The following is a 12,375-nucleotide window of genomic DNA, read 5'->3' on the forward strand; positions in this document are numbered from 1 at the left end:
CAGAGCGGCCTGTCAGAACTGCGACGACAGCACATCAGCGAAGGCGCGGACACGCGGCAGGATATCGGCGCGGCTGGGGAAGGTAAGCACCAACCGTGTGACAGCGACGGTCTTGTCTGCAAGGCATGTCACGACCGCTCCACTCTCAATCGCTTCGGCGCACATGCCGGCGGGTAGAAGCGCAGTACCGCAACCGCCCAGCACCAGATCGTGGAGCAGAGCCAGATTATCGGCGGTCACTTCTGCCGACGGAAGTTTTTCGTTCCCCAGAACGGTGTTTTCCAGAAACGTTCGTAGATCGGGTGCGGGGGAGAGAAACCGGTCGATCTCGCCGATAGATCGGGGCTCACCCATTTCGCCCGCGCGTTCGCGACTGACGCAAAAACGCCAGTGAATATTCTGAAGCGGGCGCTCCACTCTGTCCTGGCTTCCCCGATTACCGATGCGGATTGCCAGATCAAAGTTGTCATCGATCAGATCTCTCGTCGTGCTCGACAGCATAATCTGGAAGCGCACGGCAGGATGCATTTCCCGAAATGCCGTCACGGCCCCTGCCAGAAAGCTGGTAGGGAAGTCAGCCGGAGCCGCAATTCGTATCAGCCCGCTTAATTCTCCCGGACGGGCCCGAACATTCTCCAGCGCGGACAGCAGGGCCTGAAGCCCGCCTGCCGCCTGATCGAACAGCCTTTGCCCATCATCGGTGAGTGCAAAGGATCGGGTGGAACGCTTCATCAGCCGCGTCCCAAGTTCGCCTTCCAGCGTCTTGATGTGCAGGCTGACGGTTGATCGCGGCATCCCCAGCCGCTCGGCCGCCGCGGAAAAACTGCCCGCCTGCACGACTTCGACAAAGGTCCTCACCAGATCGAGCTTTGGCATTATGCATAATCCTGAACAATGATGACAGGACTTACGGCCTTATATGAACAGTAAGGAGTGTCTAGGTCCGACAGGCAGAAAGGAAGTCATCATGCCATTCGATTCCGACGACACACCCCACCGCAGCGGTATCTTATCGTCGCAGGCCCGGGCCTGCTTTTCGGGGATCACGGCAGACATCCTCCTTGGTGGAGCCGATGCGCCTTGCACGGTGATGGTGATGACCGTTGAAACAGGTCTTGGCGCACCGGCGCATATCTCGTTCGACGAGGATAAGGTTTTCCATGTCACGGACGGCGCGTTCTTGTTTCTGATCGGTGAAGACCGGGTGCGCGGGGAGACGGGTGATCATATCCTCGTGACGAAAGGGGTGACGCACGGTTTTTCAGCGGTTGGCGATGGTCAGGCCCGAATGACGCTGGTGTCGACACCGAGCCGCCATGACGGCTTTTTCTGTGCGCTATCCGAGCTTCCTGTACCGCATGATCCCGGCGAAGTGGCGGCAGTCTGTGAGCAATTCCATCAGGCGATTGTCGGACCGGTGGTGCAACCATGAACTCCTACTCAGCCGCACTTCGACTTTGATTTGTTAATCAATCTGCCGATATCGAGACTGCGTAAGAGTATGCCGGTTCGAGCAGTGTTAGAGCTCTGCATCGCTTTCTCAGCTATTGCGGCTCACCAAGCAACCCAACGATATGGTCGCTCCAAGATCGCAATGCCTCACGTTTCTCGTCTTTCCAGTCATGCCTCTGGTAAATGCCGGCGACCCCAGCTCGTGAGCCGCTTACGTGGTTCAGAACAGCTTCAGTGACTTCGAATCGTACGCCGAGTCTCTGAAATCCCGTGGCCAAGGTCCGTCGCAGGTCATGTAGCCGCCACGGAGGTACCGGCTCGCCCCCATCGTCCTCAATGAGTTGGTCTAGTTTCATCTTTCCCTTCTGCGACACCATCTAGAACGGCTACCGCGAGATCATTGAGCGGAACGCTGTTTGGCTCACTATTTTTCGTCCTTTCCCCCGCAGCGTCCACATGCGCTCGGCTCTATTCAGCTCTTCCCAGGCAAGCCCCGCCACTTCTTCGCGACGTTGGCCCGTCGTGATCAGCAGGCGCACGATTGGCCCGAAGCAATGATGCGTCTTCAGGGCTTGCTTCCATATTCGGGGAAGCTCCTCATCGGACAACCAGCGATCCCTCGGCTTGACAGGAGGGGGTGTCTCCATGCCCTCCATAGGGCTGCGTTCAATATCACCTCTGCTAACAGCCCAGCGGAACATACGCCTCAAAACCGCGAACACGTTGCGCTTGTTGGCAACCTGCTCAGTGGGCATTCGATCGAACACCGCTACGATGTCCGCTCGTGTAATTTGAGGCAAGGGCTTGTTTCTCAAGACTGGCTTGGCATGAAGCCGGAACGAACGCTTCACGAGAATTATCCATCCTTTACCCGCACATGATTGTGCGAACCGGTCGGCATAGTTGTCGAAGGCGAGATCGACGGCTTCTCGACGACGTCGTTTTTTCGCTTCTGTAGTATCGGTGCCTTGCGCAATGAGCAGGCTGAGCCGTTCAGCTTCTGCTCGTGCCGTAGCTGGTGTCCAGGGAGAACCGTGCGCGCCGATCGTATACCGCCGTGTTTTGGATTCGCGCCCTCCCATTCGATATTGCAGGTCGTAGGATGCCGCGCCGGATGAAGTGACCTTCATCCCGAAGCCTTTGATATCCTCGTCCCATAAGAAGCCAGCAACGCCGGCCGAGCGCATCGCATCAACCGCGCGCTTACCTATTCTTCCTGTAGCCATTTTCGAGCCTCCTGCAGGTGCTTTCCAGCAATCACCGAAGCGGAAAAAGCCGCCAAGAGACTGCAAGTGTAGCGCAATAAGGCTTAGGAAAAAGACATAAAAATCAACGCTGTACTACGCCAGAGTGCGCTTCCAGCGAAAATACCAGACTTCGTGGCCCTGTTTACGGGCTTTGGCTTCATAGCGTGTTTCGCTCCACCCACCCGGCCGTTTCTGGAAGCTCTCAGGCCCTTCAGCCAGCCATTCAAACTGATCCGTGTGTCGCCGCATAATCATCAGTGCATGGCGAAGGTATACTGGGTGATCCGTACCAAAGCGAAATTCGCCGCCGGGCTTCAGCTTGGCTGCAATCATGTTTACCGGGCCGTCATTCATCATCCGACGCTTGGCATGGCGTGCCTTTGGCCAAGGATCGGGATGAAGCAAATAGGCGAAGGATAAGGCGCCGTCAGGAATGCGGCTTAACACTTCAAGCGCATCGCCCATATGCAGGCGAACATTGCCAAGGTGCATATCGCGAATGTGGGTGAGGGCACCTACAACACCATTCAGAAATGGTTCGCAGCCAATAAAGCCGTGATCTGGCAGCATATCGGCACGATTGGCCATATGCTCACCACCGCCGAAACCTATCTCGAAATGGAGAGGTGTATCTTGGCCAAAGAGCCGTTCAGAAGTGATCGGGCCTTCACCAGGAACACTGATTTTGGGCAAAAGATCTTCAACCAACTCCTGCTGGCTTTTTCGCAAGGGGCGGCCTTGCGAGCGGCCGTAGAGTCGGTTTAGCGTGGTCGGATCGCCGGGTTTATGCGCAGTCATGGGTTGGAGCCGATAAAGCAGGATGCGGCGAGTGGAAACCGCTTTTAACGAAATTCTTCCTGCTCAGAAGGCTGATTCGCTATGAGGTAGCAAGAGCTGTCAGGAAGGGCTCAGGCCGCTTCCTGTTCTTCATCACCATCGCGCAGAACATAGCCACGTCCCCAAACTGTCTCGATGTAATTTTCACCGGCGCAGGCTGTCGAAAGCTTCTTGCGTAGCTTGCAGATGAAGACGTCAATAATTTTGAGCTCAGGTTCATCCATCCCGCCGTAGAGATGGTTAAGGAACATTTCCTTGGTCAGCGTAGTGCCTTTGCGCAAGGAGAGCAGTTCCAGCATGGCATATTCTTTGCCGGTCAGATGGACGCGGGCACCATCGACTTCGACGGTTTTAGCATCAAGGTTAACGCATAGCTTGCCGGTCCGGATAACGCTTTGCGAATGCCCTTTGCTTCGGCGAATAACCGCATGAATACGGGCAATCAGTTCATCACGATGAAATGGCTTGGTGACGTAATCATCAGCGCCAAAGCCAAAGCTGCGGATCTTTGAGTCCAATTCTGAAATACCCGAGAGGATCAGAACAGGTGTTTGCACTTTGGCGACGCGAAGCTTTTTCAGCACATCGTAGCCATGCATGTCGGGCAGGTTCAGGTCGAGCAGGATGATATCGTAATCATACAGCTTGCCCAGATCCAGGCCCTCTTCACCCAGATCGGTGGAATAAACGTTAAATCCCTCACCATTAAGCATCAGCTCAATAGCTTTTGCAGTGGTCGGCTCGTCTTCAATCAGCAGCACGCGCATTGGGATACCCCCTTATTGCTTCGTGATAACGCTTCGTTAGAAAGCGTTCTCCCCTGTTAACCACGTCATGTCTGAACAAAAAAGGTTAATTATACGTAAAGCACTAAAATACGAGGTTTTTGCGCGTTTATCTCAGAAATTGTTGCGGGCTGGAGCGCTGTTTCCCTCATTCGCAGCGGGTCATGCTCAGCTTTTTTTGTCTGCGCCGCTGCACGGAGGATCCGATTCCGATGGCTTCGCGATATTTCGCCACTGTGCGTCGTGCCAGATCAAAACCCTTTTCGCGCAACAGTTCAACGAGCTTGTCGTCTGACAGAATACTCTTGGCGTCTTCTGCATCGACCAGAGACCGTATCTGCGCTTTCACCGCTTCAGCCGAGACTGAGCTTTCACCATCGGCAGAAGACACGCCGCTGGTGAAGAAATATTTCAGCTCAAAAGTCCCTCTTTGACAGTGAAGATATTTGTTGGAGGTCACGCGGCTGACTGTTGATTCGTGCATGTCTATCTTCTCAGCAACGGTTCGCAGAGTGAGCGGTTTTAGCTTTGAAACACCGTGCCGGAAGAACCCATCTTGCTGAGTTACGATCTCCGCCGCGACCTTCAGAATGGTCTTCTGGCGTTGATCGAGTGCTTTGATCAGCCAATTGGCATCCGCCAGCTTTTCATTAAGCCAGCTTTTAGCGTCGGATTTTTGGCAGTTGCCTCTCAATTCGACGTAATAGGGGCGATTGACGATCAGGCGGGGCAGCGTTTCCTGATTGAGCGAAATATTCCACCCATGGTCGCGGGCAGGGGCTATTAGAACGTCCGGAACGATAGGTGCGCTGGTGCCACCGCCAAATTTCATGCCCGGCTTGGGATCGTAATTGCGCAATTCTGCGAGCATGTCGGCAAGGTCTTCATCATCCACCCCGCACAAACGCTTGACTTGCGCGAAATTGCCTTTCGCCACGAGGTCAAGATTGTCGAGCAAACGTGCCATACACGGATCATAGCGATCAGCATCGCGTGCTTGCAGCGCGATGCACTCCCCCAGAGACCGTGCACCGACCCCTGTGGGATCGAGCGATTGAATAAGGGCCAGTGCTTCCTCGGCCACCTCAACGGTAATGCCTAGCTCCAACGCAGTTTCGCTGAGCGGCGTATGGAGATAGCCCGCGTCATCGATTTGGCCGATCAATGCTCGCGCTACAAAGGCAATCTGTGGGTCGCTGGTTACTAAAAGTAATTGCGCAGTCAGATGTTGGAAGAGAGTTTCTTCTTCTGCACTGCGCTGTTCAATGTCAAAGGCTTCGCCAGAACCGCTACCATTGAGTTGCGCGGACCAGTCTCCGGTATCTTTGTCGTGATCCAGTGCAGTGGGGTCGATGTCGAGCGGAGAATCCGCCTCTCCTTTCCCCTGCAATATCAGTTCATCGGACGAAGGCGTGTCTGGTGCGGATTCGCCATCGTTATGAACGTTGTCCAGCACCTCAGATTGTAAATCACCACTTTCGAGAAGCGGGTTGTTGTCCAGCGCATCACCGATGAAAGCTTCAATCTCTAGGTTAGATAGAGCCAGCAGTTTGATCGCCTGCTGCAATTGCGGCGTCATGACAAGCGACTGACTTTGCCGCAAATCGAGGCGTGGAGAGAGGCTCACCGATTATATTTCCGTGCAGCAATCACGTGCTCGAATACGGTGTGTCTGAGAAAGGGGGCAAGACATGTGTCGGCGCGCCGCAGATGGATTTCACGCCGCCATGCCATCATAGAGCAAAGCTCTCACCCAGATAAAGCCGGCGCACATTTTCATCAGCAACCAGTTCCTCAGGGCTGCCTGCGAAGAGCACTTGGCCACCGTAAATGATGCAGGCGCGGTCCACGATATCGAGTGTTTCACGAACGTTATGATCCGTAATGAGCACGCCAATGCCGCGATTCTTCAAATCGATGACCAGGTCACGAATATCGCTGATCGACAGGGGGTCAATCCCGGCGAATGGCTCATCAAGCAGCATAATGGAGGGTTTCGCTGCCAGTGCACGGGCGATTTCGCAACGTCGCCTTTCACCACCTGATAAGGCCATCGCCGCGCTGGTGCGCAGGCGAGTGAGGCCAAATTCATCAAGCAGACGTTCGAGTTCAGAAGCCCGAACATCCTTGTCTGGTTCGACCATCTCCAGCACGCAGGAGATATTCTGTTCGACCGTCATGCCGCGGAAAATCGAGGTTTCCTGAGGAAGGTAGCCCAGCCCTAGAATAGCACGCCGGTACATTGGCAGTTTGGTAACATCTTCGCCATCCATCAAAATGCGACCACTGTCGGGCCGTACCAGCCCCATGATTGAATAGAAGCAAGTGGTCTTACCCGCACCATTTGGACCGAGCAGGCCCAGTACCTCGCCTTTTCCGACCGACAGTGAGATATCGGTCAAAATAGGCCGTTTATCGTAGCTCTTAGCGATGGAGACAACTTCCAGCCCGCCTTGCGGGATAGGAGGGGAGGCGTTGGCATGAGCCTCTGCCATGCTGTGGGACAAGGATTCCTTGTCCAGCGTGGAATGGTCGAGCGTGGTCATAAATTCAATCTTAGCACTTGTGAGCAGGGATTGAACCCAATTTGGCAAGAAACGTGCATGATGAACGCGAATGCAGCTCTTCGCGGCATTGGCACTACCCGTCTCAACAAGAGGAGTGACCGCGATCTTTCTTGTGCAATGGGAGTTAGAGTGGAATAATCGTTTCGAATATAATGGGATACAAGGAGACGGCTTATGAATAATGTCGCCCGCCGTTCACAAGAACGGACGCCCGTGGCGAAGGTGAAGCGCGATTGGCGAAAACGAATGAGCGACAATGTCGCTTATGCTCTCCTTGCTTATACTGGACTCCAGATTTTCGTTACAATGCATGCTGTTAAGAGCGGTCATGGTTCGATTCTGCCCTATTTTGCGCTGGTCGTGCTGGTTGCAGCGATCATCCCCGCCTGTCGAATATTTGAACGACGTTGGGATAATCTCACTGACGAAGAGGCCGTTGATCCAGCATTCTCCGCGCCATTTCACCGTGACCGAGCAGGTTTGTGGCTCTGCGCCATCGGCCTCCCTTTTGGCCTGACCTTGATCTTTAAGGCTGCTGCGGCGCTTTTCTAACGGGTTTAATCCTGCATCTTCCAGGGGGTTGTTTACCTGCTCGCTGGAATCGCTAGGACAGTGCGTTCACGCCGAGACAGGACCAACCCGATGTTAGACCCCGCAATTGCGCAGGAACGCTGTGCAGCCCTTCTTGACCTTGCGCGAAAGAATGGGGCCGAAGCTGCTGACGCGATGGCTGTAGGCAGCATGAGTGAGAGCGTTGAAGTGAGGCTGGGCAAGCTGGAAAGTGTGGACCGCTCAGAAACCGCAGATATCGGTTTGCGCGTTTTCGTAGGTTCGCGCTCTGCATCCATTCATGCCAGCGATCTGACCGATGTCGCTTTGGCAGAGTTGGCAGAGCGAGCTGTCTCCATGGCGAAAATCGCCCCTCTGGACGAATATGCCGGACTTGCTCCTGAAAACCGTCTGAGCCATGCACCATTTGCTGATTTTGACCTGAATGACCCTTTTGAACCTTCCCCGGAATGGTTGCGGGAGCAGGCATTGCAAGTCGAAGATGCAGCCAGAGCAGTGGTAGGCGTCACTAATAGCGAAGGTGGTTCGGCGAGTTTTGGTAAAAGCTGCGCAACCCTGGTGACCAGTCATGGTTTCAGCGGGACTTCGGTTGGCACAAGCCATTCTATCAGTGCTAGCGTTATCGCGGGGGAGGGTGCCTTGATGCAGCGTGACTATGACCATAGCGTTATGCGTCATGCTGAAGATTTGCCAGACTGTGCCATCATCGGGAAAACCGCTGGAGAACGGGCCGTATCGCGATTGAATCCGGGGCGTTTGAAAAGCGGACATATGCCTGTCGTATTTGATCCAAGGGTTGGCGGATCATTGATAGGGCATCTGATCGGCGCGATGTCCGGCCCCGCGATTGCCCGGCGGTCCAGTTTCCTGTTGGGGCGTGAAGGTGAGGCCCTGTTTCCAGAAGGCTTGAGAATCCTCGATAATCCTCATCGCAGAAGAGGCTTGCGGTCTCGAGCATTTGATGGGGAAGGGCTGGCGACAGCACCGCGTGCCTTGGTCGACAATGGCAAGGTTACCGGCTGGCTCGCAAGCTGCGCTTCGGCTCGGCAATTGGGAATTGAACCGACTGGCCATGCATCGCGTGGAGCAGGAGGAGCGCCGGGAGTCTCAACCAGCAATGTCCATTGTGAGCCGGGTGACCGCAGCCGGGATGAGCTTATTGCTGAAATTGAAGATGGCGTGCTCATCACTGAATTATCCGGGCAAGGCGTGAATATGGTGACCGGTGATTACAGCCGGGGAGCCTCGGGTTTTCGCATCACCGGTGGCGAAATTGCCGGGCCTGTCACGGAATTCACTATCGCTGGAAACCTCATTGATATGTTCGCTGGTTTGCAACTCGCGGATGATCTGCGCATGATCCGATCGGTTAACGTGCCGAGCATGAGGGTTGATGGAATGACGATCGCGGGAGAATGACGATGCGGGTCGCGGCCTGGATTGCGGCGGTTTTACTGGGTTTCTCCGCTGTTTCTGCGCAAGCTATTTTACCATCGGTCACTACGGGGGGCAGCGAGCCAGCACAGGCAGAAGCGGCACCGGTCCAGATCGAAACCGAATATCAGTCTGGCAAAGACGAGCAGATCGCCAGCCGCATTTCCGGAATTTTCTCTGAAATTCCAAGTCTTTCCGGGATTGTGCCAGAAGTGCGGGAAGGCGTCGTGACGCTTTCAGGCACTGTTTCCGACCCGGCGGACAGGGTGCGGGCAGAGGCGATTGCGGCGCGGGTTTCCGGCGTTGTGACGGTAGAGAATCGTGTTACCCGCGATGTTTCGGTCGATAAGGGGCAGGCTTTTCAGAGCCTTTCTCAGCGTTTGACCAACCTCTGGCATCTTGGCCCGCTCGCCGGAATGGCCATTCTCGTGGCGCTTATTATCGGTGCAATTGGCTATGCAATCGCAGCTTTCCGCGGGTTTTGGGAGAGGGTGACACCCAATGTATTTCTCTCTGACCTGATACGCAGCGCGATACGCTTTATTTTCGTCGTCGGCGGGGTGGTGGTCGGTCTCGATATGCTGGGCGCAGGGGCGCTGCTCGGCGCGGTTCTGGGCGGTGCGGGCGTGGTTGGCATTGCGCTGGGCTTTGCGATGCGGGACACGATTGAGAATTATGTTGCCTCGCTGATGTTGTCACTGCGGCAACCTTTTCGGGCTAATGATCATGTGCTGATTGAGGGGATGGAAGGCAGGGTTATCCGCCTTACGAGCCGGGCAACGATCCTGATGACATTGGACGGAAATCACCTGAGAATTCCGAACTCTACGGTCTTCAAGGCGGTGATTTTGAACTACACCAGAAACCCGCAACGCCGGTTCGAATTCGTGTTGGGGATCGATGCGAATGATAGCCCTGATGAGGCCCGCCATTTGGGAGTTAAAATATTAAAATCAATAGATTTTATCCTCGACACTCCTGAGCCATCTGCAGTGGTGGAAGAGGTTGGCGATTCCAATATTGTGATCCGTTTCATGGGCTGGCTGGATCAGGAAAAAACCGATTTTCAGAAAGGCCGCAGCAGGGCCATTCCGGCGGTGAAGGACGCGTTGGAAGATGCCGGTTTTGCCCTGCCTGAGCCCATCTACCGCTTGCGGTTTGATGTTGGCGGAAATCCTTCACCGGAGCTTTTGGCCAGCCTCTCTACCAGCACTGCAGAAGGACACAAGGGAACACAAGCGCGCCCAAAGAGCACGAAAGAGATGCCAAAAGCCTCTGAAATCACGCAAGATGTCGTACCCGAAAATGAGGTGGCTCAAATGGTCGATCGGGAGCGGGCTAATGCCCCTTCGGAAAGCGATTTGCTCGATTCTCGTCGCCCGGTCGAATAGGCCGTTGATCAGCCTCTACCGCGCAGCAAGATTTTTGCGCCACGGCCCTTTTACCAACCACACAAGGCACAGCAGCGCAACTATTGGTAGTCGGATAGCTCTACCAAACCCCCTTTGGTCATTTTCACCTGTCCGGATTTTCTGCTCATTATCGCACCCAATTTTTGTAGGAGGCTAATGAAGCGGAAAAATAATGGCTAAATGGACAAGCGTGCAATGCAAGATTTCTCAAAAATTACATTTCAAGTTCCGTAATTCGGTCCATTATGTCTTTTTCAAATTTGTAGAGGTCAACAGGCCCTGAAACAGAGTGTCTTGTTTCCTCTTTTCCGGCAAAAGTCCCAATATAACGAGCGGTAGGGCTGTTGAAGTGGAGACGAATAATCGTTTTTCGATTGTTGTCGTCAAGCAGTACTGCGCAATATGACTTAGCATCCCGCATGACGATACGATCAGGGCTAATGACTCGTGAACCAATGGCGCGGACTATATTGAAACCGTCTATTTCGTCCTGTGTGGTAATGACGCCGTCACTGTCCGTTTTTGCCGCGGTTGAATCATTCTCAGAATCGACAGGATTGGACGCTTGGAGGGCTGACGTGAGGCGTTCGTTCACCTTGTCGCGGATATGCGAGCTGATCGATGTAGTCAGGAGCTTCTTGAAGCTTTCCTTGATGGTAGCTGTGAGATGTCCTTCGTGAATTCTCTTTGCAATCAGGCGAGTGAATTCATCCGATGGATCACTGAATTCCTTTTCCAGTTCCTTGGCCACCAAGCTTTGCATTTTTAAATTACCAGCTTCAGTGACAATCGTCTCAATATCAAAATTGCCTTTTGTAAAATTCGATAGAGTTCGAATGTCTGCTTTCTTCAGCGCATCCATTTGCAAAGTGAAAAACGGCTTTGCATCCATCTTATTCGGAGTATCGATATCCGAGAAGAACTTGAACACTACGCCGTTGGTCAAAATCGCAACACGCGCCTCTGTTACAGAGAAATATCTAAAGAGTTGCGACGCGTGGTTTAGGCTAAGCTCAGAACTTGCAGGCTTGCACTCAACGAGGATGGAGACATTCCCATCATTGCAGATAGCATAGTCAACCTTTTCACCCTTCTTCGTGCCTACATCACAAGTGAACTCCGGAATCACTTCGCTGGGTTGAAAACATTATAGCCTAGCGCTTGAAGGAACGGCATCACCAAAGCGTTTTTAGCCGCTTCCTCAGTAAGTAGAACCTCGCGGTGCTCGCGTATAACTTTCGTGATTTCGGATAGTTTTGCTTCCAATTCCATATCATCCCTCTGCAGCGATTCGCTAATCGTAGAGGGTGATGATTAAGGTGCAAATTATTCTTCCGGTTGATTTCAATTTATGATTTTTTACAAGAAAAGGGCCCCGGAAACCGGAGCCCTTTTCTTGTAAAAAGCTGTAAAGCCTCAGCCCTTTGCGGCAATAGCCTGTTTTTCGCGTTCGATGGCTTCGAGCACGATCTTCTTGGCGTCTTCCGCGCCGCCCCAGGTGCCGACCCGGACCCACTTTTCAGCTTCGAGATCTTTGTAATGGGTGAAGAAATGTTCGATCTGCTTCAAAACGATATCGGGCAGATCGCCCATTTCCAGCACATGGCTGTAATAAGGGAAGGTTGAATCCACTGGTACGCAGACCAGCTTTTCATCGCCGCCATGTTCGTCTTCAAGGTTGAGCACGGCAATCGGACGGGCGCGTACGACGCAGCCGGGGACGAAGGGGCTGCGGGCCACCACCAGCGCGTCCAGCGGATCACCATCGGGTGAGAGTGTGTGCGGCACGAAGCCGTAATTGGCCGGGTAGCGCATCGGTGTGTGGAGGATACGGTCCACGAACAGAGCGCCCGATTCCTTATCGAATTCGTATTTCACCGGCTCACCGCCAGTGGGGACTTCGATCACGACATTGAGGCTTTCAGGCGGATTATCGCCGGTCGGGATGAGGTCGATGCGCATGGTTTTTGAGTTTCCGAACAGTTGTTGTGAATGACGGTGAAAGCAGGTGGCCGGAGGGCCGATCTGTATAATCGCCTATTTTGCTGCACTGCGTAAAGCAAGAGTGTGC

12 protein-coding genes are annotated in these 12,375 nt (G+C 53.9%); 4 read left to right on the top strand and 8 right to left on the bottom strand.

Features of this window, described 5'->3' with window-relative positions:
• Window positions 1-12 precede the first annotated feature (12 nt).
• Window positions 13-876 (bottom strand): LysR family transcriptional regulator, encoded by an 864-nt coding sequence (locus GRI39_RS12970; RefSeq protein WP_160740151.1) that lies wholly within the window; start codon window positions 874-876, stop codon window positions 13-15.
• A 91-nt stretch (window positions 877-967) separates the two neighbouring features.
• Between GRI39_RS12970 and GRI39_RS12975 the strand changes: the two genes are divergently transcribed.
• Window positions 968-1,432, top strand: coding sequence for a cupin domain-containing protein (locus GRI39_RS12975; RefSeq protein WP_160740152.1), 465 nt, complete (start codon window positions 968-970; stop codon window positions 1,430-1,432).
• A gap of 406 nt (window positions 1,433-1,838) precedes the next feature.
• Here the strand turns inward: GRI39_RS12975 and GRI39_RS12980 are convergent, their stop codons facing one another.
• The 5 genes from GRI39_RS12980 to lptB all read right to left on the bottom strand — a co-directional run bounded on the left by GRI39_RS12980 (window position 1,839) and on the right by lptB (window position 6,816).
• Complete coding sequence (locus GRI39_RS12980) at window positions 1,839-2,678, bottom strand: tyrosine-type recombinase/integrase (RefSeq protein WP_246205076.1); 840 nt, start codon at window positions 2,676-2,678, stop codon at window positions 1,839-1,841.
• Between the two features lie 114 nt (window positions 2,679-2,792).
• Window positions 2,793-3,497, bottom strand: coding sequence for a tRNA (guanine(46)-N(7))-methyltransferase TrmB (trmB, locus tag GRI39_RS12985; RefSeq protein ID WP_160740153.1), 705 nt, complete (start codon window positions 3,495-3,497; stop codon window positions 2,793-2,795).
• Window positions 3,498-3,607: 110 nt separating this feature from the next.
• Window positions 3,608-4,303 (bottom strand): response regulator transcription factor CtrA, encoded by a 696-nt coding sequence (gene ctrA / locus GRI39_RS12990; RefSeq protein ID WP_160740154.1) that lies wholly within the window; start codon window positions 4,301-4,303, stop codon window positions 3,608-3,610.
• A gap of 166 nt (window positions 4,304-4,469) precedes the next feature.
• A complete protein-coding gene (gene rpoN, locus GRI39_RS12995) occupies window positions 4,470-5,948 on the bottom strand; it encodes an RNA polymerase factor sigma-54 (RefSeq protein WP_160740155.1) in 1,479 nt (492 codons plus the stop codon).
• Between the two features lie 106 nt (window positions 5,949-6,054).
• Complete coding sequence (gene lptB, locus GRI39_RS13000; RefSeq protein ID WP_160740229.1) at window positions 6,055-6,816, bottom strand: LPS export ABC transporter ATP-binding protein; 762 nt, start codon at window positions 6,814-6,816, stop codon at window positions 6,055-6,057.
• Between the two features lie 246 nt (window positions 6,817-7,062).
• Between lptB and GRI39_RS13005 the strand changes: the two genes are divergently transcribed.
• The 3 genes from GRI39_RS13005 to GRI39_RS13015 all read left to right on the top strand — a co-directional run bounded on the left by GRI39_RS13005 (window position 7,063) and on the right by GRI39_RS13015 (window position 10,283).
• Complete coding sequence (locus GRI39_RS13005) at window positions 7,063-7,440, top strand: hypothetical protein (protein ID WP_160740156.1); 378 nt, start codon at window positions 7,063-7,065, stop codon at window positions 7,438-7,440.
• 90 nt (window positions 7,441-7,530) lie between these two features.
• Window positions 7,531-8,877 carry a TldD/PmbA family protein gene (locus GRI39_RS13010; RefSeq protein ID WP_160740157.1) on the top strand — a complete coding sequence of 449 codons (1,347 nt, stop codon included), beginning with the start codon at window positions 7,531-7,533 and terminating at the stop codon, window positions 8,875-8,877.
• The gene (locus GRI39_RS13015; protein WP_160740158.1) at window positions 8,874-10,283 is read left to right on the top strand and encodes a mechanosensitive ion channel domain-containing protein; all 1,410 of its coding nucleotides are present in this window, start codon (window positions 8,874-8,876) and stop codon (window positions 10,281-10,283) included. Before GRI39_RS13010 ends, GRI39_RS13015 begins: the two co-directional genes overlap by 4 nt.
• Window positions 10,284-10,518: 235 nt before the next feature.
• Here GRI39_RS13015 and GRI39_RS13020 read toward each other — a convergent pair whose 3' ends face one another.
• The gene (locus GRI39_RS13020) at window positions 10,519-11,433 is read right to left on the bottom strand and encodes a type I restriction enzyme HsdR N-terminal domain-containing protein (protein WP_343033346.1); all 915 of its coding nucleotides are present in this window, start codon (window positions 11,431-11,433) and stop codon (window positions 10,519-10,521) included.
• Between the two features lie 287 nt (window positions 11,434-11,720).
• Window positions 11,721-12,266 carry an inorganic diphosphatase gene (gene ppa / locus GRI39_RS13025; protein ID WP_160740159.1) on the bottom strand — a complete coding sequence of 182 codons (546 nt, stop codon included), beginning with the start codon at window positions 12,264-12,266 and terminating at the stop codon, window positions 11,721-11,723.
• Between the last annotated feature and the right edge of the window lie 109 nt (window positions 12,267-12,375).

Origin of the sequence: Altericroceibacterium indicum (assembly GCF_009828105.1) — a bacterium.
Taxonomy (GTDB): Bacteria; Pseudomonadota; Alphaproteobacteria; order Sphingomonadales; family Sphingomonadaceae; genus Altericroceibacterium; species Altericroceibacterium indicum.

Excerpts from the sequence above, each read along its gene's own strand:
- GRI39_RS12970 (WP_160740151.1), bottom strand. The coding sequence starts at position 876 with ATGCCAAAGCTCGATCTGGTGAGGACCTTTGTCGAAGTCGTGCAGGCG.
- GRI39_RS12975 (WP_160740152.1), top strand. The coding sequence starts at position 968 with ATGCCATTCGATTCCGACGACACACCCCACCGCAGCGGTATCTTATCG.
- GRI39_RS12980 (WP_246205076.1), bottom strand. The coding sequence starts at position 2,678 with ATGGCTACAGGAAGAATAGGTAAGCGCGCGGTTGATGCGATGCGCTCG.
- trmB (WP_160740153.1), bottom strand. The coding sequence starts at position 3,497 with ATGACTGCGCATAAACCCGGCGATCCGACCACGCTAAACCGACTCTAC.
- ctrA (WP_160740154.1), bottom strand. The coding sequence starts at position 4,303 with ATGCGCGTGCTGCTGATTGAAGACGAGCCGACCACTGCAAAAGCTATT.
- lptB (WP_160740229.1), bottom strand. The coding sequence starts at position 6,816 with ATGGCAGAGGCTCATGCCAACGCCTCCCCTCCTATCCCGCAAGGCGGG.
- GRI39_RS13005 (WP_160740156.1), top strand. The coding sequence starts at position 7,063 with ATGAATAATGTCGCCCGCCGTTCACAAGAACGGACGCCCGTGGCGAAG.
- GRI39_RS13010 (WP_160740157.1), top strand. The coding sequence starts at position 7,531 with ATGTTAGACCCCGCAATTGCGCAGGAACGCTGTGCAGCCCTTCTTGAC.
- GRI39_RS13015 (WP_160740158.1), top strand. The coding sequence starts at position 8,874 with ATGACGATGCGGGTCGCGGCCTGGATTGCGGCGGTTTTACTGGGTTTC.
- ppa (WP_160740159.1), bottom strand. The coding sequence starts at position 12,266 with ATGCGCATCGACCTCATCCCGACCGGCGATAATCCGCCTGAAAGCCTC.